The following is a 22,849-nucleotide window of genomic DNA, read 5'->3' as shown; positions in this document are numbered from 1 at the left end:
TCGCGCCACCAGGAACCAAATGACGCCAGAGGTTTTTACCCGCCCGTTATTAGTAAACTTTAGTGCGCCCCTAGACTCAGAAAATAGATCAACACGACAGGAGCGCTTCTATTACTTTATCATTAAGCCAGCTTATCCAAGCGATGAAAAAAGCAACACTAAGGTTGTGACATGAATAATGATTCAAAAAAAATCGTCGGTGGCGGTTTTAAGAAAGTTCTCTATACCTTGCAAACCGCGAACCGTATCGGCTTGCGCGCTTCGGCCAAAGCGCTAACAGCAAAAAACGCCTGCAAGGCGTGCGGACTAGGCATGGGCGGTCAGAGAGGAGGCATGACCAATGAGCTGGATGAGTTCCCCTCTGTCTGTAATAAAAGTGTCCAAGCCCAATCCACAGACATCCAAAGCCCCATTCCGCGAGAAATTTTCGCGCACAACCTCAAAGAACTACAAGAGCTCGATGGCTATGAGGTTGAACATCTCGGCCGATTAGATACCCCACTTTTCAAAGCTAAAGATGAACAATACTTTAAACCCATCAGCTGGAGCGATGCTTTGACGATGGCCGCCGCTAGGTTGAATGCGACCACGCCAGACAAAACATTTTTTTACGCGTCTGGCCGCTCTTCAAATGAAGCCGGCTTTCTCTTGCAGTTATTCGCCCGGGCCTACGGCACCAACAATATCAACAACTGCTCCTATTTCTGTCACCAAGCAACCGGCGTGGCGTTGCACAATGCAATTGGTTCAGGTACAGCCACGGTGACACTGGAAGATTTAGCGTACTGTGATTTCGTGGTGATTAGCGGAGCAAATCCCGCATCAAACCACCCCCGCTTACTGCACAGCTTGAAAAAATGTCGCGATCGCGGCGGCGAGGTTATTGTGATTAACCCCGCTGAGGAACCCGGCCTAGTTCGATTCGCGTTACCAAAGAGCCCAGCCTCTCTTATCGCGGGCGGTCATAAAATAGCCTCACTCTATATACAGCCGAGAGCTGGATCAGACGCATTTTTATTTCTAGGTATGGGCAAAAGCGTGCTGGAAAACCAACACCAGAACAACCCGTTTATTGAAAAATATACCAATCACGTCGATGACTATATTACACAAATAGAAAGCACCTCTTGGTCGATCATCGAAACTGAAACGGGCGTGACAAAAGATAATATTTGCCAACTGGCGAGATTATATGGAAAAGCCGAGCGCGCCATTTTTGCATGGGGTATGGGCTTAACGCACCATCAACACGGCGTGGAAAATATTGAACACTTGGTGAACGTCGCACTCTTGCGCGGCATGATCGGAAAACCCGGTGCCGGGTTGTTACCACTACGCGGCCACAGCAATGTACAGGGCATGGGTACCATCGGTGTGAAACCTGCACTGGCAAAAGATGTGCTCGAAAAGCTCGAACAGCAACTTGGTATTACTAGCCCCACCGCTCAGGGCATGGACACCATGGCCTGTTTAGACGCAGCCTTTAACAACACCATCGACACAGCCCTATTTCTCGGTGGAAACATTTTAGAGGCGGCGCCAGATACGCACTGGGCCAGCCAAGCGCTGGATAGAATAAAGTTCAAAATATTTTTAACCACAACGCTTAACAGAGGCCATTTACATGGCACAGATAAAAGCGAGAGCCTCATTCTGCCAGTGACCGCCAGAGACGAAGAACATCAAGCCACCACGCAGGAGTCTATGTTCAACTATGTGCGTCTTAGCGACGGAGGTATTACGCGGCTGGCCAATGTTAAACCCGAAGTCGACATTATTGGCGCCCTGGCAACGGCGGTCATCGACAAAAAAGTATTCGATTTTTCCGCTGTTAAATCACACAAAAAGCTGCGCGAAACGATTGCAAAAACTGTTACTGGTTTAGAAGCGCTGGCAACTATTGACGAGACAAAAAAAGAATTTCATATTCCCTTACGCAGAGTCACTCAACCCACCTTCCAAACAGCCAATGGCAAGGCCAATTTTCTTGCCTCCGCCTTGCAACAACACACAATCGATCCCGAATTTCCGTTTAACCTAATAAGTACGCGCAGCGAGGGCCAATTCAACACCATCATTTATGAGCAACACGATAGCTACAGAGGTGCAAAACATCGTCAAACGGTTTTTATGAACCCGCGCGATTTAACCCACCTCGGGCTGGAACACAACGCGAGGGTGGATGTTATTTCAGCGCACGGCGAAATACGTGGTTTACAAGTAAAAGCATTTAACATTACACCCGGCTCCGTCTTAGGCTACTATCCCGAGTTAAATGTATTGATTGGAAGAGCCCTAGACCCACGCAGCCGAACACCCGCCTTTAAATCTGCACCTGTGAAGGTCATACCAACCCGAACCGTGCCGTCTGATCCATCACATACCGATTGAGGTCAAACATGTTTAACACGCCCGTCGCAGCCAAATACGGCATCAGCTTCATGGCTGCCTTATGGATAAGTCTGGCGCAAGCTGAGCAGCCCTTAACGCCAAGTGACGTCGTTCAGGCAGCCATGGGCAGGCTGAATCATTCTGTACATTACGATGGCCGCTATCATGCCATCGCCTACCCAAACGGCGATGTGCCCGCCAATATAGGCGTCTGTACCGATGTTATTATTCGCGCCTACCGCCGCCTTGGCATAGATCTACAACAACGCGTACACGAAGATATGGCCAAACACTTCAGCCTGTATCCGTCAAAAAAAATCTGGGGGCTAGACACAACAGATACCAATATTGACCACCGCAGAGTACCCAATTTAGAGGTGTACTTTCAGCGCTTTGGCACATCGCTGGCACTCGATGCCGATTTTGAACCTGGCGATCTAGTGAGCTGGCGCCTGCCGGGCAACCTTCCCCATATTGGTATTGTGGTTTCGGAAAAGAGTGACGACCAACAGCGCTATAAAATCGTTCACAATATTGGCCGCGGTCCGAGTTTGGATGACATGTTGTTTGATTACCCTATTGTTGGGCATTACCGTTATCTACCGTCAGTTATCGCGCCCTAAAAAGTCAGCTCGCCAACGCGCTAAGGTTAGCGTTTGATACCGTCCACAAGTGCGCAACCTAGGCCTTGCTTTCTATTTTCCAAAGCGTATTCTCGGGGTTTTCAAACACAGAGAGAGTTTGGCAATGAAGACACTAACACTTCCACTTTTAGCGCTTCTCACCTTAAGTGCAGCACAAGCAGCCAACGCTGGCAGCGATAGCGGTTTTTATCTCGGTGGCTCGGTGGGCTCATCGGTTGTTGACTATCAAGAAGATGGTATTGATTTAGATGACAACGACGTAGGTTATAAAGTCTTTGGCGGCTACAATTTTGGCTTGGTTCCTTTGGTGGATCTTGCCGTTGAGGCTTCTTACCTCGACTTTGGTACACAGTCCGGTGATTTTTTGGGCGAAACGATCACGCTTTCAACCACAGGTCTTATGGCCTCTGGCCTAATCGGTCTCAACCTTGGTCCTGTAGGCTTGTTTGCTAAAGCAGGCGTCGTTAATTGGGATAGCGAGTTAAAAGCTTCAGGCGGCAAAGCATCTGGGGATGGCTCTGACCCTGCTTACGGCATCGGTGCGAAATTCCAATTGGGTTCATTCCAAATGCGAGCTGAATACGAACTCATTGATGTCGATGAAGTGGCTATCGACTTTTTCTCAGTGGGTGCAGCCTACACCTTCTAAACCGCAACACCGGCTAAACGCCGCGTCAATGCGTGCGGACGCTACACGCCTCCTCATCTAGGCGGGGTGTAGCGAGCTGCGCTATTACGCTTTAAAGCCTTTTGCCACAATATACACTTCGCGCGAGCGCGCGCGGGATGCATCCGGTTTACGAATCACCACCTTATCGAAGGATGAACGCACGTCTTTTAAATAGTCGTCGTAGCCTTCGCCATGGAACACCTTGGCGACAAAGGCACCCTTCGGCTTCAACACCTGCCGCGCCATGTCCAGTGCCAATTCCACCAAGTACATAGACGACGCTTGATCGGCGGCGTTCACACCACTGATGTTGGGCGCCATATCGGAAATAACGAGATCCACACCGGCGCCGTCAAGCAGCGCCAAAATCTGTTCAAACACGGCGTCTTCGGTAAAGTCGCCCTGAATAAAATCCACATCGGCCAAGGGGTTCATGGGCAAAATATCTGAGGCAATGACCCTGCCTTTATCGCCCACCATGGGTGCCACAATTTGCGACCAACCGCCGGGCGCAGACCCCAAATCCATAATGACCATACCCGGCCTTACTAGGCGATCCTTCTCAATCAATTCGATCAGCTTATAGCTGGCGCGGGAGCGATAGCCGTCTATCTGCGCGCGTTTCACGTAGGGGTCATTGACATGCTCTTCTAGCCAACGATTACTGCTTTTAGACCTGGCCATTGCACCACTCTAGGTTTGTCATCATCACGGGGGCCATTTTGCGGCCATCAAAGTGGCCAATTGTACGCGCTCACAACCTTGGCGGCAAAAACATCCGGGCTTAGAAAACTGGCTATTTCAACGCCCCAAGGTACAATTACGGCTATTTTTAGCCTTTGCCGGAGACACCGGCCAGGATACCCTCATGCTACGTATCACTGAACTCGCCCTACCCCTGGATCACGCCCCAGAGGCACTCAATCAGGCCATAAGTCAGCGCCTAGCCATAGATCCGAGCGACCTATTACAGGTACAGGTTTTTAAGCGCAGCTACGATGCGCGCAAAAAGAACACAGAAATAAAATTCATCTACATTGTCGACGTGGAGGTGCGCAACGAAGCCACCCTACTGGCGCGCTTTGACCAAGATAACCACATCAAACCCGCGCCCGATACACAGTACTATCCCGTCGCAACCGCACCAGAGCGTTTAACCGAACGGCCAATCATCATCGGCTTCGGCCCCTGTGGTTTATTTGCAGCGCTGATCTTGGCGCAAATGGGTTTTAAACCCATCGTGCTCGAGCGCGGCCGCGATGTGCGCACGCGCACTAAAGACACCTGGGCACTGTGGCGCAAACATGAATTAACACCGGAATCGAATGTGCAATTTGGCGAGGGCGGTGCGGGGCTTTTTTCCGACGGTAAACTCTACAGCCAAATTAAAGATCCGAAATTCTACGGCCGCAAAGTCATGCACGAATTTGTACGCGCCGGCGCGCCTGAAGAGATTATGTTCGTCAGCAAGCCGCACATAGGCACCTTTCGCCTGACCGGCGTCGTCGCGGCCATGCGCGACGAAATTATTGCCCTCGGTGGCGAAGTGCGCTTTGAGAGTAAAGTTACCGACATCAACATTGACCACACCAATAACAAACAGCGCGTGAGCGGCGTCACCCTTGCCGATGGCAGCCACATTAATAGCCGCTACATAGTGCTCGCTCTCGGCCACAGCGCTCGCGATACCTTTAGGATGCTGCACAAAAATGGCGTGTTCGTAGAGGCAAAACCTTTTGCCATCGGCTTTCGTATCGAGCACCCACAATCGCTTATCGACACGGCGCGACTCGGTAAATATGCCGGCCACCCAGAGCTAGGCGCAGCCGATTATAAAGTGGTGCATCACGCCAAAAATGGTCGTGCGGTGTACAGTTTCTGCATGTGTCCCGGCGGCACTGTAGTGGCAGCCACTTCGGAAGCAGGTCGCGTTGTTACCAACGGCATGAGCCAATACTCGCGCAACGAGCGCAACGCCAACTCAGGCATTGTGGTGGGTATTAACCCAGATGAAGATTTCCCGGGCGGCCCCTTGGCCGGCGTTGAGCTGCAAGAAAAGCTGGAGTCACACGCCTATGTGCTAGGCGGCGAAGATTATTGTGCGCCGGCGCAACTGGTGGGTGATTTTATTAAAGCCAAAGCATCAACCCAATTGGGCGCGGTGGAACCCTCTTACAAACCGGGCATCAAACTCGTCGATCTCGCCAGCAGCTTGCCCAGCTACGCCATAGACGCCATTCGCGAAGCCCTGCCCGCCTTCGGTAAACAAATTCGCGGCTTCGATAGACCGGATGCCATTTTAACCGGCATAGAAACCCGCACCTCATCGCCGGTGCGCATCACCCGCGACCACGGCACACTACAAAGTGTAAATACCGAAGGCCTGTTCCCCGCCGGTGAAGGCGCGGGCTATGCCGGTGGTATTTTATCGGCCGGTGTAGATGGCATAAAAGTCGCGGAAGCACTCGCTAAAGCCATGCTCGAAGACATAGGCGCAGCAACACATGAAAATTGACGATATTAAAAAACTGCACCAGAAGAAATACCGCGCCGAGTTTGGCTATTATCTGGTTGAAGGTGAACATCTTATTCTCGAATTAGAGAAGGCAGCAGACACGCAACCCAGCCTCCAAGGCGCACAGCTATTTGTGACGGAAAACTACCAGTACTGGCAAACCCGCTTCGACAAAACCCTGGTTACCGAACGGCAGATGCAGCAAATGTCAGACACCAAATCGCCCCAAGGTATTGTGGCGGTGGTGCCAATCCCCCGCACAAAAAATCTTGCCTGCACTGTTTCGTCAGTAAGCCCAGACAGCAACACCGATAGAAAAAGCAGACCCGAGCGCGCTATCTATTTATTTGAAACCCAAGACCCTGGCAACCTCGGCACCATTCTACGCACCTTGGCTTGGTTCGGTGGCTTTCGCTGTTTATTAAGCCCCAACAGCGTCGACCCCTACAACCCGAAAGTGGTGCGTGCGAGTATGGGCGCGATCTTTCATTTGCCTTTAGAACTGGATGTCGAACTTACCGATTTACGCCAACGCTACGCGCGCATCGCCTACTTAGATATGAAAGGCGAAGCCATTGGCCACAAAAGTTTCGCTGATTTTCAGTGCTTTTTATTTGGCAATGAAGCCCGCGGCGTGCCAGAGCAAGCGAGACAGGCGTTGAATGCTCAAGGCTTTACCATTCCAGGGACTGGCATAGTTGAATCGCTAAATCTCGCCAGTGCCGTCAATATTTGTGCCTATCAACTCAGTTAGCGCGCCAATAAAGGCCCCACAAGAAGAGGCGATTAATCGAGCCTAAAGGCTAAACCATGCTCGACATTATCCCTCTTCGCTCAACCGAATAAAGCGACGCGAAAAACGGCTGCCGCTTTAGCTGCAGGGCAGAACCTGGTGAAACCAGAAGACATTGCACGCCACAGATCAAATGCCAAAGCAACTACCCTATAAGTGTTCAAACGAGAAACATATTGCCTACCAATCGATAAAATTCTCAAGAAGCACTAGCCGCCCAACTCGAAGTAGCGCAAAATGCGCTCCGCTAACGGTCGCGGATAGCAATACATCGCGCACCCTAGCACCGCCACTCGGCCCAACATAGACTCTTTTCTAAAGTATCCATTTCATGCGTATTCAAAAACTTCTGCTCAGCGCAGCGCTTTGCCTGTGCCTTATTGGTTGTGTCTCGTCGCTTTTGGTAGGCAATCAAATGCAAGCTCGTTTGATGGGCGCCTTATTAACGCCGCTCATAGGCTTCAACCCAGCCGATGTAGACCTGTTCGAAATCCCCATGGTAAAAGACCGGATGACTGCCATATTGGGCGACAACTACGAGCCCACCATGAAGCTATTAAACACAGCCCAAAGCATCCAAAAGGAAGGCGCGCTGTTTTACGTGGTATCCCGCTACGCACCTAGCGAAGTTCGAGAAATAACTGACCAGGCCGCCATGATCTGGAATGCCGACACCAACCAAATGGCCGTTATGCTCATACAAGACGGCATGCCCCAGGTGTTCTCAGAACAAATCGCCAACGCCAAAGAAGCGCTTATCCCCACCCTACCCGTGGAAGTTCAAGCGCGCCTAGACCAAGCCCTCGAATTCAAAAAAGCACACGAAGAAAAAGTCCAGGCCCTATTGAATATTGAAGAGACGATAGAAAAGGAAATGCAAAAGACAGTGGAAGCCTCCGTAAGCGCCGCTAGCGAAAGCGCCAAAGCCGCTATCATCGAACAGGTTGGCAACCAAGCGCTTGTGAACGACATACAAGCCGGCGTTGCAGCAGCAGAGTCTGCAAAGGCGACGGCGAAAGCGGTTAAGAAGGATGTAAAAGCGGAAAAAAAAGCGCTAGAAACAGCGCCCGACAACATCAAGAACACAGCCAAAGCCATAAGCAATTAAACCTATAGCTAAAGATTAATGCCTTAACACTAGCGCGCTTAGGCGCGCTAGCTGTTTATAAGCGCTGCGATGAACAGGCCATAGCGCCAACGCCGCTCAAGTTACACGAGAAAAAATCATCCCCGCTTTATACGCACAACCTTCATCACGTCAAATGCCATACCCGCAACCGTTTCCTGCTCTGGGTAATACGTAATATTAACTCTTGCACCGTTTAAACTTTGATATTTTCCTTTGCGCTTAAACTTAAACGGCACATCACAACCCTCAACCATCACCGTATGCAACACCCAGTCATCCTGATCTCGCTGAACGTGTGACACAACCTTCATCAGCTCTGAGTGAATGAGGTTTCTGTTTTTGTCGACAAGTTTTTTGGGATCTGATTGCATGAATAGTATTTGAAAGAAAATTAACAGATGATAAAACGCTGAAAAATCCACCCTATTTGAAAAAACACTTAGTTCTGGCAGCACGGGTGGTTTGAAGCTTAAAGGCTATCGCTCCTTGATATTGAGGTCAAGGATTATGGTGCCTTGATCGCTAGGGCTTACACCTGTGAATTATAAGGCCTGAATCCTCGTGCTTTAGACCCTCGCACTCTTTATTTCCGCCTTAAACGCTACCGTGTATTCCGCTAGTCATTGAAAGTCGCTAGCCACAGCTTCTTCCAGAGCGAAGAAAGCCCGCTGGCTATTACTGGTTGGAGAAAGTACTGCGCGATGCACGAAGGACAGTTCTGAGCAATCTTGACATGGTAACATCCTTGTGACCATGGCAGTGAGATTAGGTTTAGCTAATCAGTTCATGAGAAATTTCGAAAAATCCTATCCAGCCCTAAAGTTTTTCAGCTGCGATATCTTTGACTTTTGGCCACTCCCTGTTAGCTTCCTTCAAATGCTTTGGAATATCTTCACGCCATGCCTTATATACATCCTGGTTTTTGTTAACATAGAGCTTGCCATCAACAATTTCAAATGCCTTGCCGTCGATGTCAAACTTCTTACCAAAGGTTGCGCCGTAAGCGCAAAACCCGCCATACATAGGTGCATATTTTTCAGGATTGCTGTTAAAGGCATCCCGGTTTTCGGACGAGCTGAAACGATAGATCGCATCATTGTAGACAGCGGTGTATTCAGCACTGCCGACCACCGGTTTACGCTCAGTAAAATAGGCAACCACATCGTGCCCTGCCAATATCACACCATTCTGATCTGTTTCAGTATCAACACCGGCAAAAACACTGGTGGACACTAACAGTGATGTCGCTAACAACAAACTTTTTAGTAAAATACTGCTTTTCATATTGCGCTCCTACTAAGGTAAATGAGTAACCGTTGAATACACGACACATACTAAGTTGACTCTGTTATGCTCTCTATGTCCGAAAACCTACAGGTTATGTCCAATCGTCTATGGATGCATTAAACCAACTACTGGCGACATTTAAAGTACAGGCCAATGTTTTCCACAACGGCCAGTATTGTGGTCGCTGGGCCGTTGACACCTCAGGCAGCAAGAACATCAGTTTTCATGTTGTTACGCACGGTCGCTGCTATCTATCGGTAGCGGATGCACAAACCGAGGCGTTGGAGGCGGGCGATATGGTGTTCTTTCCTCATGATCATTCCCACTGCATTACCAGTGACGTCAGTTTTTCAACTGAAGTTAATTTATCGAAATCAAAAGATTATTCCGCGGGCATCGACAACCAAGGTACAGGTTTAGTCTGCGGCTATTTTGAACACCAGCACCCGATGGTCGAGCACGCCATTAAACAGCTACCCGACATGGTGCTCATTCGAAGAAATGACCATAATCAAAGTTTTTCGTTGTTAATGCAGACACTGATCAACGAATCTTCGTCTTCGGTGCAGGGCGCAGACTACATCTTAAACCGCATCGCAGAAGCGCTTTTAGCGATGGTATTTCGCTATCACCTACCGCAAGACCAAGGCGTATTAGCCGCAGCGTTGCACCCTAAACTCAGTAAGGTACTACAGGCGATACACAGCTCACCGCAGACCAAATGGACTGTCGACGAGCTAGCTGCAATATGCCATCTTTCCAGAGCCGCATTCGCCGAGCTTTTTAAAGACGTATTAAACTCGTCGCCCATGGAGTATGTTACCCAGTGGCGCTTATCCATCGCTTATCGAATGCTGGCAGATGATAGCGTCAGCACGTTAGAAGCCGCACTCGCAGTGGGCTATGACAATGAGTCTTCATTTTCAAAAGCCTTTAAACGGGTAATGGGCGTAACGCCCGGGGCGGTGCGATCCGCTTGAGGGGAAATTGGGGTCAAGGTACCCTCTCACGAGGCACCACAACCCTAGCCTCGCGCGAATAGATGCTCGCAAATTAATGGCGAATAAACTGTCACCAGTGGGGCCTCTCACCTTACTACCCGTGAACTAAACTAACTGATGTGTACAGCTACCGCACTTTTTTGGGTAAAATTGAAAAATACCTTTAACACCGAATGCTATCAATCAGCTTGTCAATCCACCAAAAACGAATTAGTTGAAACTTAGGCAATTCCTTGACTATCAATAAACTACTAGCTTCACAACAACAACGGCTCGAGTCAGACACCTACTCCCCCGAGCTTGTGCAATTGGTTAGAAATCTTGAGGGCGAGATTAAAGAGGCTGGAGAAACATTCACCAAAAGCATGTCTAAATATGCAAATGGAAAAATCCTGTTAAAACTTAATTCTGAAGATTCACTGGAGATATTGCTCTACTGCATGGACAGACGAGCCTATATGCTAAATATACTTCAAGATGACTACCCTTTCAGAACGCCGAGAACGTTGGCAGAAAGCGCTGTTATCTCGTTAATGAGTGGCAGAAAACTTTTCCCTTCGAGAGCGCAGGTAACGCGAGCTTTGGAAAGTGCCGAAAGTGTTTTGTACGTCGAGCTAGACTCTTTTGCGAAAAACAACACTCGCTATTTAGGGTCCTTACTACTAACGCAATACCTGGAAAGAAACAGTTTGGACGAACTCTTATCGAGAACCATAGAACGCATTGCAGACAAGATTGTCGAGTCTTCAGACAATGAACGTCGGGGGCTCTACGAGTCCACGGAATTCAGGCTTCTGGCAGGCAAGCCGAACGACGTTAAGCTCCCACTGAACGACAAGGAAGAATGGAGCGCTGAAGCCTTGGCTTTCGCACAAGCGCAGAATCCAAAGCACTACTCTGCATGGCTTCAGCTCTTCAGGCTATGCGATAGCGGCTGGCACAGCAAGCCAAAGATCTCGTGGCTTAAAAATGCAAAGAAACTGATTATTGAAATTGGCTCCGAAAATGTTGAAAAGATGATCACGGGTGTACTGCCCAAAGTTTCACCCGATCACAGCACACGACTTCGTGCCGTCGACGCCGTACCGGTTCCGATTGACCGTCAGAACGAGTCAGTATTGAAAGGATTAATTTGGTGCTCGGGCATTATCGGCGGCGAAGCTGTTGCCAACACTCTGCTTATTGTCGGAATGGAAAGCTATAAAAAAGTCCCAAACCATGGACCAAGATCAGGCCGAGTGGGGAATGCTGCAGTATTAGTGCTTTCTGAAATGCCATACGACCTGGGGTATTGTCGGCTGGAAAAAATAAAGGAAAACCTTAAAAATAAGACTGTACTAGCGTATGTAGAACGTCAGCAGGCGGCAATGAGAGAAAAAGCCAGCACAGCAGAAAGCAGTCAATGAGCCTACAGAAATCGATATAAATGACGACCAGTGGGGAGGTCGATGGGCTAAAAACAACAGTGTAATTGCTCGATTTTTTTCGGGGGGCAGCCTGGTGAGTTTTGCCATGCCAACGTCCTTGTCAAAAATGCAGTGCGATGGGAATTTAACACTGGTGTTTGGGACGTATTATCAACAAGTGAACATGGTTGGTCATCAGCACCCATGCAAGTATGTGTATTTTGAATTCTGTGGCGTATTCGGCTAACCAGTGTACGCAGCAGGCCAATATCCTCTTCAGAGCCGAAGCACACCTGCCCGTTATTGCCACGCTGGACGATGTGTTGAGGAATACCTAAGGGAGATATCCGGGGAAGTCTTGCCATGGCAGCATCCTTGTCGCCAATGAAGTGAGGGGTGAATGTAACACAGCGGCTTAGCCGGTAATCTCGCGCCTTAATTCTTATCTGACCCCAATCAATTATTAAGCTGATTCATATCATTTTTGGCGCTTTAACGAACAAGGCACCTTTTAATCCGAATTTAGGTTAAAGAGTACTTGCTCGTTAAGACGGTATCTGACCCCGATTGTTGACTAATTCCCCACAATCAGCCTTTCTAGCTTTATTGCGACCGCCTTTTCAAGGCAGTACCTTGCTCTAAGAACCTCAGCCGGCTCTGACACAGAAGTCGAGGCTTTCGCAATAGCTGGATCAGCACTTACATCACTAACTTTGGGTGATTTAAAGTAAGGAATTAATGTCTCTAATACGCCCGCAACCGAATCAACTCCGGTGTTCGCATCAGAATTTATCGCAATCTTATTAGCCAAGCCCCTATCATTGAAACCAAGCTCCATGGAACCTTTAGCAAATTCAGATGGTGCAATATTCAGATAGTAATAACTGCCTGATGAAATGTAGTCGTAAGATTCCTTGATTTTCGTTTTATTACAATAGTGAGACTCGGAATCTGGTGAGCCAGGGGCCAACTCGTAGGACGTGGTGCTCGTCACCTTAACAAGCATAGGTATGGGTATTGGAATTCCCACCGTTTCAGTTTTTCCATCACTATCATAAGTCTTCAAATGCGTTGCGCACCCAGAAAGCACAAGCAGAAAAACTGCACACCAAGCCCACTTAGCCACTCTAAACCTCCATATTTATAATTCATACAAATGGGTTTAACATTGACAGGACAGCCCTATAACTTACTGCGAGAAGCGATCCAGTCTGTAAATTTTGAGACATCCGTATAAACACCTGGCTTATTTGGTCGAGCGCAGCCATAACCCCATGAAACCACCCCAAGTTGCGTGGTTTGGTTTCCATTCAGCCGGCGAACCAATGGGCCGCCGCTATCGCCCTGACAGGAATCCTTCCCACCTATTCCAGCACAAAGCATACCTCCAAGAACTTCTCCCGCATAGAATGCAGATGAATTACAATCCGAGAAAGACACCACCGGCACGTTCACTTTTTTGAGGGATCTAGAGGACGCTCCCCCTTCAGTTGTAGCACCCCACCCAGTAACAGTCACGATAGATCCAGGATCTACGACTTCGGTTTTTCCTGGAAGCAACACGGGTACAGCTTTGCCGGCAACGATTTTTAGCTTAGCTTCCAGCTTTATAAGCGCAATGTCATTTTCCATAGTTCTTGAATTCCATTGAGGATGTACAGAAATATGTTTTACAGGTGTCATAGTACCAACCGATCCAGACAACACCACAGATCCGCTGTAAATGTTCACCTGTTTAGCAGTCATATTGTCCACACAATGTGCTGCAGTTAACACCCAAAGCTCATCAAGTATCGAACCGCCACAAAATTGACCAGAGCTTGGAGGGTACCCCGGTAACACTAACGCAACTTGCCAAGGCACCTCAGAATCCCCCACAACATCTCCGCCAACTATTTTTTCACCTCGAATACTCCGGAAAAAATTGAAATTATTAACCTCACCATTTTTAGAAGACTGAATTTCAGACAAGGTTATTCTGGCTGGCACAGATCCAATATATTCAGACGACAATTGAGGGAGGGATTCTCCAAGAGTATGAACCTGAAGTGGTGAAATCCTACTTTGAAGAAGCTCTTGAATTAGACGACCCTCAGCACCTAGACTTCCACCATCTTCATTCTGAGCATAAGATGAAAATCCATACATCATCACACCTAAAGACAAAACTATTTTCAAAATATTCCATATGGTTTGAACGCGCATCGCACTTCTCCTTAAACTGAAATTGGTGATTATAATACTGACTCCATATAATTTTCCTAAGGACAAAAATCAATTTAATTGGAGCACAGTAATTAAACGCGAGGCAGGATCAGATCCGGCGCCAACGTTATTTTCCTACTAAGACTATTGAACATTCAATAACCAAACAATTTAGCGCAGATAGCAACAATGGTGTCTTTTCCAACACTCTAGATCTCAGCACCATCTAACCACACCCAATAGAATCAGTCCCGCCAAAAAAAATCACGAACAAAATCAAACAAACGCCAAAAAACCCACCAACGCATGAAAAAAATCCCGACACTCCAAACCAAACCAAATAGAAACCCCACCACTCAAATTCCAATAAGAAATAAAAGCCCTCTATACCTTCACCTCACCCCTCCCAACTCCAAACACCAAAAAACAAAAAAGGGCGCCAAAAGGCGCCCCCCGTAAACCAAAAACGTGTCGCTTAAATCATCACAACAGCAACCTGCGAATAACCGCAATAACCGCCGTTAAGTAAGTAGAGAACCAACTCGCATCACTAACGTAAATCGCGCGTGGCTATTCGGTGCCGGTCCTTTTGCGTTCACTTTTGCAGCTGCTGTGGCCCTTCAAGATAGACTCAGGCATTCATTGCCTCATCGATCTGCCGGATAATGGAACTGTCTGTTATACGGTCATCATCGGTGAGCAGTATCGCCTTGGAAATGATTTCTGTAGCTTTCCGATCTCCTTCTGCAAACGGTAGATAAATCGGGTTGGTCTTGCCTTCGCTTTGCGGCACGATACAAAGATAAGCCCCAGGCATAATATGAATATTACCACTGCCCATATGGATACGATATTTCGCGCGCCTCCCTTGCACATAGAGAAAATGGCCCTCGGTAAAAATATTCTCGAAGCCCAAATTTGTCATTACCTCGCTAACCACGGCAATCCGGGTTTCACTCAGCTCGGTAGACCAATAAGCTCCTTCATCGTCTACTACTGCGACAGACGCGACCAAGTCTGCATCGCGCATGACTTCTGAAAAGAGTTTCGATGGCACATCAGCAATAGCCATTACACCATCTGCGTTAAAAAACTCGATCGTGTCGGCGATCTGGACGTCGTCTTCACTGAAGTAGTGATGCACCCCTGGGAAAGACCAGTAGGCTCGGATACCCGCCATAACAAACATTTTCCGGCAGACGCAGTCTCCTTCACTGCCATAGGAATTCCAGCCTCTGCTTTGTAACAATCGATAACCCACCGAGGTATTGATAGGCCTACCTCTGTAGCGGTGGCTTTTTGGTGAAGAATCAAGCTCGGCCGGTGTGGGTACATAGAGCTCCCGGAATACCTGTTTGAAAGGTTGCACCTTACCGACTTCTACAATGGCCCTTTGCCAGGCGCTGAGCTGCTTACATTGATACAGATCCTCAACATGGGCAATACGTAGATTGCCGTTGATGTCCACGTTGCCGGCCAGAGCAGCCAGACTGGCTTCTGCAGCATTGATCAATCCCAGCTGCCCGTCGTCGTCTATACCCACCAGATTAGACAGCAGACAGCTGACCGCGCCGATCCGCGACAGCTTGGCCAGCGCTTCAGGATTAATGGTGTCGCCCAGGCACATCATGTTTTCCAGCGCTAGCCGGAAGCGCCGAGCCTGATCGTCAAGTTCTTTCATCTGCTCGCGCAGTGCATTGTATTCCGGAAATTTGCGTAGCCCGGCCGGCACACTTTTAAGTGCTTTGCCCGCCTTCTGCACCAATAGATTGCTTTTCAGTCCAACAATTTCCACACTGACGATCCACTCTCCAATGGATTGCTCCGTCAGAATTTGTGCAGTTGCCTCACTGAGCTTAGACTCCATGTCCCATTCCAAGCGGGCAACATCCGGATAACCGGCACGCTGCGCCAGGTTTTTCAGACCGACGGCAACTGAGGCTCGGGTGTTTGCCTGCCGCTCAGCACCGTATTTGCTGCACTCCTTCCAGATACGGCGCAAGGTGGTGTAACGCTTAACCGCTTCTGATTCATCTTTGATAGGCAGCAAACCCAGCGCCTTCAGCGCGATCTGGTTGTGCTTATCAATGGTTTTTTCCAGCGCTGTTCGGTTTGTACCCAGGATCGCTTCACACAGGTAGACTGCCCGGGTGTAACCCAGCTTTGAATCTTTCAGGGACTTGAAGTAGGTCTTAATCAGCTTTTCCGGAATACCTTCGATGGCCGCATTAAAAGCTTGCAGGTCTACCACACCGCTGGTTTCGCTTTCAGAGTTATCAAAAGCGTGCACCTGGGGTTGGGAGTTATAGGGGGTATCTCTCACTAGCTGCGCCATAAATTCATTGAACGGCGTAAGCACTTCAGCTTTAAGCAAGCTAAGTATGGCCTTCTGGGCCTTGCCTGAAAACGGAAATACCAACCATAATGTCGCCGGTTTGAAATCTTTCAACCGAGCCGTTAGCTGTTGAAGATCCTCACCGTTCAGGAAACAGCGGAATCGCGCAAAATTGCAGAACATACTGGCGAGCTTATCGTAGCTCTCAGCGTTCACCTGCTTAGGGCCCAAACCCAACCGCTCGATATTTTCGCAGGTTTGCACCAGCCAGCCCATACCTGGCAAATTAAACCCAGAACAGCGCTCCAAAGAACTCAGATGCTTTTCGCGATATTGATAGGCGTCGTCACCGGTGCCCTGAGCCATGTCTGGCGGTAGATCCAAGGCCTTATAACGATCCCATATCCATCGCTGCATCAGCTCATACAGTATCGTCTGCTGCTCCGTCAGCGGCTTATCTAGCTCACCATAATAGCTGTGGTAAATAAATTTACTGTCGGTCACAAGATAGCTGTCGATATCTGCCAGTTGGCTATAAGCTTCATAACTGAGTGCGCCGTTTGAAATGGCATGATAGAGCGCTTTCAAAAACAACGGCTGCAGCGATTCCGCATGTAACTGACAACTTGAAAACTGTTCAGTGCTATCGTACTTGTCGGTCCATTCAAACGCGCAATTCCACTCTGCATTCAGCAATGCATCAGCGTTCGGCTGATCTTTGGCAGGGTCCCAACTAGATGCCAGCACTTCGCAAAGCTGATTGGTGGTGGGTCGCAAGTAGCCATATTCCGTTTCTCGGCTAAAAGATGGGCTGCTGTACAATTCGCCAAGAAATGCCTCACAATCCTCTACGGGTAGCGTTCGGGTAAGCTGCCCCGTCAAACGCGTCATCAGGACAGCATTGCTTTGCGTAGAGCCTTCGAGGGCCAGCATGCCCGAGCAGATGGTCACAAGCATACTACCCACCCGACTCTCTTGCTGCTGTTCGCGGTTATGGATTATCGGCAGCCCTCTGCTTTGTAACAGACAGTAATAGCCAGCCGCCGCCAGCAACGCCTGTACGCCAAACTCCTTGTGAATGGCATCAACCGCCTGCCTGAATAGCAGTGGCAAGGACTCAGGATCTTCCCGCTTTATGCGCCGCACCCGCAAATGTAATCCATCACTGTACTCAGGGCGCTCCGGCAACCATTTCAGGCCCCATTGCCCAAGCTGATGCGCCAACGCTGCCAATTGATCTGAATCCTTCATTTACTAACCTCCTACAAGTGGAACTAATCGCACAAACTGCACTTTGCTGTTGGGCATGAGAATAATCTGGTCTTCTAATGTTGTTGGGCGACTGCCATTGACCGCGATAAAGTAACGGCCATTACGAAATCCTGCCAACGCATGGCGAATGCAGGCGTCGCGATCAAGCTGCAACACTTTATTCTCGTTTAATCCGATTCGCCCTTCTTTGGCCTGCTGCTCAATGTCTTCGGCAGAGAGGTATTGCCGCTGAAAACGCTTGCGCCTTGCGTCATCCGACTGCTGTTGCTGCTCAAGCGAGTCAACCTGGGCCATTACCGCCTGGGCAATTAATTCTTTAAGGGGAATTTGCTCGGTAGCAAAAGTGACCTCTACCGGAGAAAGATCATCCAGCGAGTCCTTTTTACCGAAAAAGATAGATTCTACGTGGACACAATACATACGCCCTCCTTGTGTATTGCTAGTTCAGAACGCCCATAGTCATCAAGAGCGCGTCAAAAGATCAGAGTGAAAAAGAACATCCTTTGGGGTTCGAAGCAACCAGATTAAGCATGGCCAGCCACCAAAACGCGACTGAAACGTCATTTTCAACATTGAATGAAAACTACCAAACCGGAAACAAAAAAAACAGTACCAAGCTAGGTTATATGACGTTTGCACCAACGCCTACCCACTAATAATCGTCTTACTTAACTCACAATCGAAGCGATCATTGGGGATGCGATACAGCATACCGCGACCGGCACACAAACAATTTAAAGATGGGTGGAATAAGCGGTTTAACGATTAACCCGTTTACAGTCGCAATACATCAAGATACACGCCCCCCAGAGCGGGATATTCTCCTTCATAATGGGACCTGGTCACAATAATTTAATAACAGTCACTACACGGTCTTGGATAGGCTTCTAGCTGGAGCCGGAATTTTTGTTCCTCCTGCAAATAATTACTGAGCCCGTTACCCTAAAAAACTCAAAGCACCTCATCCAAGTCCGCCAATCGAAAAAAAGGGCGCCAAAAGGCGCCCTCATCAAACTAAATCCTGTCGCTTACAACATCAAAGCAACAATTTGCGAATATCCGCAATAACCGCTGTCAAGTAAGTAAAGAACCGACCCGCATCACCACCATTGATCGCGCGGTGATCGTAAGACAAACTGAGCGGCAACATGTTGCGTGGCTCGAATTCTTTGCCATTCCAAACAGGTTTCATTTGTGCGCGCGATACGCCCAAGATAACAACTTCTGGGCCGTTGACGATTGGCGTGAAGCCATTGCCGCCCATGGCGCCCAGGCTTGAAATGGTGAAGCAACCGCCCTGCATTTCTGCCGGCAGCAACTTACCATCGCGCGCTTTTTTGGCGATTGCGGTGGCTTCGGCCGCCAATTCCCACAAGCCTTTTTTTGTCTACGTCGCGAATAACGGGTACAACCAAACCGTTTGGCGTATCTACGGCCATACCGATGTGCACATAATCTTTTTGAACTATGTGCTCGCCATCGTGATGCATCAACACGTTAAAGCTTGGCTCGGCGCGCAGTGCTGCCGCTACTGCTTTTAGCAAGAAAGGCACAGGCGTTAATTTAACACCTCGCTTTTCACCTTCGGCTTTCGTGCTAGCGCGGAAAGCTTCGAGGTCGGTAATGCCCTATAACGTTTGGTTAAGGGCCGGGCTTTAGCCCGTCCCAGTCAGAAAAGCGAACGGTTTGAACTAGTTGTTAGGAGATATATTCGCTATCTTTTGGTGATACTTGTGGGCGGCTTGCTAGGAATAGAGCAGTAATTGCTAAAACCACAACGACACTTGCAGCAAATGCAGCCAGCTCCATGCCGAGTATAATTATTCCAGTATTACCGGAAATGATTGATCCGCCGTATGATTTCTCTAGAACATGTGCAACTAAAGCGCCACCCATTACTACTATATTTAGGATACTGGCAATTCGGATTGAGTTTTTATTGAATGCTAACCACAATGCAACGATGCCAATAAAAAAGTTAGTGGTTAGTTGCCAAACCTCATGAAAACGTGCATGTGCAGGCCATGATGGATTGAAAACATGTGAAGAGTTGATTTCAAGGAAGGGAACGACCACTGCATAAATCACGACGCCTAGGGCGATAAGTATTTTGGATACCATGAGTATCTCCTAACGCTTATATAAACGGCGCGCGGTTTTTGCGCGTCCAGTGGAGGCCGTATTTTTGGCCGGAACGATGTTTAATATACTTGTTATACGCTCCACAGTTCTATGGCCTTTTCAACGTCTTCGGTTGATAGCCATATTTCAATGAGTTCAGCCTCATTCTCTTTATACCAAACCATGAAGTTATACATGAACAATTTTTGTTCTTGAGTGCAGGCTTGAAGAATACGGTTGTTTTCATCCTCGTAGATCAATGAAAAGAATAGGTTATCGATATAGCAAGATTCTTCATTCGATGCGATGCATAGACGAATGAATGCGGGGATGTAATATAGAAAACCTTTAGTACTTAAAAACGAGCTTAAATCTGCCCAGCCATCACCAGCCTCTTCAAGAGTTAGGGTGTCGGGAGTATTTCTCTGTGCTTTAGCTTCAACTTCTTGGCACTCCGGGCAATGATTCGGGGTGTCCACGAAAGTCTTTGGCCTAGGTATATTGAAAATACCTTTAGCTTCAGAAAAGTAATCCATAGTTCCATACCGTATAACATTCTTATTCAGCGACAAGGTGTCGCGATATAATACGACACCTTGTCCTATATCCAATTCCTCGCCCATCGAATCACAAAATATCTTCTTTTACAACAACGACTTAGCGAAGCATGTTGATTTACACGAGAGAAAATACGACAGGGTGTCGCCTCTGTTTTGACACCCCACTCGATGATTCAAAAATTGACACAAGGCCCTTCACCCAGCCACTTCAAAGCCACATGGACCTCGGTGCCGCTTGACGGTATGTGGCGCGAGCGACTCAATGCAGGGATAGCATTGATGGAGCGGTGAAGTGGCTGGGTGAAGAGCCTGGCACCGAACCCCGCAATGTAATTTGGCTTTTAGCTTTTAGCTTTTAGCTTTTAGCTTTTAGCTTTTAGCTTTTAGCTTTTAGCTTTCGATCATTGAAAACGCCGAAGAAGATGAAACACACACAAATAAATTTCGTTTTCACCAAAAAAAATGGGCGCCGAAGGCGCCCATTTTCATCGCTGATTAACTCTACAAGCCACTACAACAAAAGCTTGCGAATATCCGCAATAACCGCTGTTAAGTAAGTAAAGAACCGACCCGCATCACCACCGTTAATCGCGCGGTGATCGTAAGACAAACTGAGCGGCAACATGTTGCGTGGCTCGAAGTCTTTGCCATTCCAGATCGGTTTCATCTGTGCGCGCGATACGCCCAAGATGGCAACTTCTGGGCCGTTGACGATTGGCGTGAAGCCGTTGCCGCCCATGGCGCCCAAGCTTGAAATGGTGAAGCAACCGCCTTGCATTTCTGCCGGTAGCAACTTTCCATCGCGGGCTTTCTTGGCGATTGCGGTGGCTTCTGCAGCCAATTCCCACAAGCCTTTTTTGTCTACGTCGCGAATAACCGGTACAACCAAACCGTTTGGCGTATCCACTGCCATACCGATGTGCACATAATCTTTTTGAACTATGTGTTCGCCATCGTGATGCATCGACACGTTAAAACTTGGCTCGGTGCGCAGTGCTGCCGCTACCGCTTTTAACAAGAAAGGCACAGGCGTTAATTTCACGCCGCGCTTTTCACCTTCGGCTTTCATGCTGGCGCGGAAAGCTTCTAGGTCGGTAATGTCGGCATCATCCCACTGCGTCACGTGTGGAATGTTGAGCCAATTACGCTGCATATTGGCGGCGGTAATTTTTTTAATCTTGCTCATTTTGAGCATTTCGATCGGGCCGAACTTGGAGAAGTCTACCGCTGGCATGGCTGGAATGCCGCTGCCAGAAGAAGCAGAAATTTTACCGGTTTGCACATCGTTAACGATGGTCTTCACATAAATGCGTACATCATCTTTGGTTAAACGACCGCGCGGGCCACTGCCTTTCACCTTCGATAAGTCCACACCCAACTGACGACCGAGCTTACGCACGGCTGGGCCTGCGTAAACACTATCGCCAAAACCTGCCGTAGCCGCAGACTCTGCCGCTGGTGCCGATTTAACCGTTGCTGGTGCTGAAGCTGTTGTGGAAGCAGGTGCCGCAGCGGCTGGCGCGGTTGCCGCTGCAGCAGCTACAGGTGCTGCAACAACTTGGCCTTCGGCGGCAATAACACCGATCACATCACCGGCAGAAAGTTTGTCGCCTTCTTTAACAGACAAGCTCTTAATTTTGCCGGAGAAAGCCGCTGGAATTTCCATGGAGGCTTTGTCGGTTTCCAACACGATAAGCGAGTCGCCTTCGCTGATGCTATCGCCGGCTTTTACGCACACTTCGATAACTTCAGCGCCTTCGGTACCGCCTAGGTCTGGCACCACTAAATTTTGATCGCCGGCTGGTGCGCTAACGGGTGCAGCGGGAGCTGCCGCTTGCGCAGGTGCAGGAGACGCTTGAGCCGTGGGCGCTGCACTTATTGCCGCACTTGGAGACACATTTGTAGATAGAACGGCAATCACAGTACCTTGCGACACCTTCCCGCCTTCAACCACGCTTAAGCTAACCACTTTACCCGCGAAAGGTGCAGGCACTTCCATGGACGCTTTATCGGTTTCTAACACGATGAGCGAGTCGCCTTCGGCTACCTCATCGCCAACTTTGACGCAAAGTTCGATCACATCAACATTTTCAGCGCCGCCAATATCGGGCACTGCTACCGACTGCTCTGAACTGGCAGTTGTTGACGCAGCCGCTACAGGGGCTGGTGCCGCCGCCGGTTTCTCAGCAACAGGCGCTGGCTTTTCAGCGGCTGGTGCAGCCGCTGCTGCAGCGCCGGCTGTTTCAACTTCAACCAGAATGCTGCCTTCAGAAACTTTGTCGCCTTCTTTTACCGATAACTTGGTAATTTTACCGGCAACAGTGGCCGGCACTTCCATAGAGGCTTTGTCAGTTTCCAACACCACCAAGGATTGCTCCAACTCGATGGTATCGCCCACTGCAACACATACCTCTATCACTTCTACATCTGCAGAACCGCCAATATCCGGCACCGCGATAGTTTGAATAGCCAAGGTTAACTCCTTGCGTATGTTCTTCAGGGATTAAAAAACCGTCCTGG

General features: G+C 48.8%; 18 protein-coding genes and 1 pseudogene. 8 read left to right on the top strand and 11 right to left on the bottom strand.

The window, feature by feature from the left end; translation table 11 throughout:
- Positions 1-171 precede the first annotated feature (171 nt).
- The 3 genes from ACGHTT_RS05995 (at position 172) to ACGHTT_RS05985 (ending at position 3,684) form a co-directional block, all read left to right on the top strand.
- Positions 172-2,391: an FdhF/YdeP family oxidoreductase gene (locus ACGHTT_RS05995; protein ID WP_390594125.1), complete on the top strand. Its 2,220-nt coding sequence runs from the start codon at positions 172-174 to the stop codon at positions 2,389-2,391.
- Positions 2,392-2,399: 8 nt separating this feature from the next.
- Positions 2,400-3,014, top strand: a complete 615-nt coding sequence (locus tag ACGHTT_RS05990) for a DUF1287 domain-containing protein (protein WP_390594123.1) — start codon at positions 2,400-2,402, stop codon at positions 3,012-3,014.
- Positions 3,015-3,138: 124 nt separating this feature from the next.
- Entirely contained in the window at positions 3,139-3,684 is a 546-nt protein-coding gene (locus tag ACGHTT_RS05985) for an outer membrane beta-barrel protein (protein WP_390594122.1), read from the top strand.
- 84 nt (positions 3,685-3,768) lie between these two features.
- Here ACGHTT_RS05985 and rlmE read toward each other — a convergent pair whose 3' ends face one another.
- The gene (gene rlmE, locus ACGHTT_RS05980) at positions 3,769-4,389 is read right to left on the bottom strand and encodes a 23S rRNA (uridine(2552)-2'-O)-methyltransferase RlmE (RefSeq protein WP_290261868.1); all 621 of its coding nucleotides are present in this window, start codon (positions 4,387-4,389) and stop codon (positions 3,769-3,771) included.
- A gap of 184 nt (positions 4,390-4,573) precedes the next feature.
- Here rlmE and ACGHTT_RS05975 point away from each other — a divergent pair, with 184 nt between their 5' ends.
- The 3 genes from ACGHTT_RS05975 (at position 4,574) to ACGHTT_RS05965 (ending at position 8,121) form a co-directional block, all read left to right on the top strand.
- Entirely contained in the window at positions 4,574-6,220 is a 1,647-nt protein-coding gene (locus tag ACGHTT_RS05975; protein ID WP_390594120.1) for an NAD(P)/FAD-dependent oxidoreductase, read from the top strand.
- Positions 6,210-6,974: a TrmH family RNA methyltransferase gene (locus tag ACGHTT_RS05970; RefSeq protein ID WP_390594118.1), complete on the top strand. Its 765-nt coding sequence runs from the start codon at positions 6,210-6,212 to the stop codon at positions 6,972-6,974. Before ACGHTT_RS05975 ends, ACGHTT_RS05970 begins: the two co-directional genes overlap by 11 nt.
- A 370-nt stretch (positions 6,975-7,344) precedes the next feature.
- Positions 7,345-8,121, top strand: a complete 777-nt coding sequence (locus tag ACGHTT_RS05965) for a hypothetical protein (RefSeq protein WP_390594117.1) — start codon at positions 7,345-7,347, stop codon at positions 8,119-8,121.
- 116 nt (positions 8,122-8,237) lie between these two features.
- Here ACGHTT_RS05965 and ACGHTT_RS05960 read toward each other — a convergent pair whose 3' ends face one another.
- Positions 8,238-8,513, bottom strand: a complete 276-nt coding sequence (locus tag ACGHTT_RS05960; protein WP_390594115.1) for a hypothetical protein — start codon at positions 8,511-8,513, stop codon at positions 8,238-8,240.
- 445 nt (positions 8,514-8,958) lie between these two features.
- Entirely contained in the window at positions 8,959-9,426 is a 468-nt protein-coding gene (locus tag ACGHTT_RS05955) for a YHS domain-containing (seleno)protein (RefSeq protein ID WP_390594114.1), read from the bottom strand.
- 110 nt (positions 9,427-9,536) lie between these two features.
- On the opposite strand from ACGHTT_RS05955, the gene ACGHTT_RS05950 reads away from it, so the two are divergent.
- Together ACGHTT_RS05950 and ACGHTT_RS05945 are read left to right on the top strand one after the other, a co-directional pair.
- Positions 9,537-10,409: an AraC family transcriptional regulator gene (locus ACGHTT_RS05950; protein ID WP_390594113.1), complete on the top strand. Its 873-nt coding sequence runs from the start codon at positions 9,537-9,539 to the stop codon at positions 10,407-10,409.
- A 254-nt stretch (positions 10,410-10,663) separates the two neighbouring features.
- Positions 10,664-11,836, top strand: a complete 1,173-nt coding sequence (locus ACGHTT_RS05945) for a hypothetical protein (RefSeq protein ID WP_390594111.1) — start codon at positions 10,664-10,666, stop codon at positions 11,834-11,836.
- 574 nt (positions 11,837-12,410) lie between these two features.
- On the opposite strand, the gene ACGHTT_RS05940 is transcribed toward ACGHTT_RS05945, so the two are convergent.
- From ACGHTT_RS05940 to aceF, 8 genes and pseudogenes are all read right to left on the bottom strand, one after another.
- Positions 12,411-12,962, bottom strand: coding sequence for a hypothetical protein (locus ACGHTT_RS05940; protein WP_390594110.1), 552 nt, complete (start codon positions 12,960-12,962; stop codon positions 12,411-12,413).
- 56 nt (positions 12,963-13,018) lie between these two features.
- On the bottom strand, positions 13,019-14,041 hold the full coding sequence (locus tag ACGHTT_RS05935; protein WP_390594108.1) for a serine protease: 1,023 nt from the start codon (positions 14,039-14,041) through the stop codon (positions 13,019-13,021).
- 631 nt (positions 14,042-14,672) lie between these two features.
- Positions 14,673-17,627, bottom strand: coding sequence for a DUF4132 domain-containing protein (locus tag ACGHTT_RS05930; protein ID WP_390594107.1), 2,955 nt, complete (start codon positions 17,625-17,627; stop codon positions 14,673-14,675).
- A gap of 3 nt (positions 17,628-17,630) precedes the next feature.
- Positions 17,631-18,068, bottom strand: coding sequence for a hypothetical protein (locus ACGHTT_RS05925; protein WP_390594106.1), 438 nt, complete (start codon positions 18,066-18,068; stop codon positions 17,631-17,633).
- Between the two features lie 616 nt (positions 18,069-18,684).
- Positions 18,685-19,273, bottom strand: a pseudogene (locus tag ACGHTT_RS05920) (2-oxo acid dehydrogenase subunit E2); the annotation flags it as partial.
- Positions 19,274-19,346: 73 nt separating this feature from the next.
- Positions 19,347-19,769, bottom strand: coding sequence for a hypothetical protein (locus tag ACGHTT_RS05915; RefSeq protein WP_390594105.1), 423 nt, complete (start codon positions 19,767-19,769; stop codon positions 19,347-19,349).
- A gap of 92 nt (positions 19,770-19,861) precedes the next feature.
- A complete protein-coding gene (locus ACGHTT_RS05910) occupies positions 19,862-20,305 on the bottom strand; it encodes a DUF6714 family protein (RefSeq protein ID WP_390594104.1) in 444 nt (147 codons plus the stop codon).
- Between the two features lie 535 nt (positions 20,306-20,840).
- Positions 20,841-22,802, bottom strand: a complete 1,962-nt coding sequence (gene aceF, locus ACGHTT_RS05905) for a dihydrolipoyllysine-residue acetyltransferase (protein WP_390594102.1) — start codon at positions 22,800-22,802, stop codon at positions 20,841-20,843.
- Positions 22,803-22,849: the final 47 nt, after the last annotated feature.

It is taken from the genome of Simiduia litorea, assembly GCF_042853465.1.
GTDB classification, from domain to species: Bacteria; Pseudomonadota; Gammaproteobacteria; order Pseudomonadales; family Cellvibrionaceae; genus Simiduia; species Simiduia litorea.
Note: the sequence above shows the minus strand (reverse complement) of the source record. Positions and strands in the feature narration are given on the sequence as shown.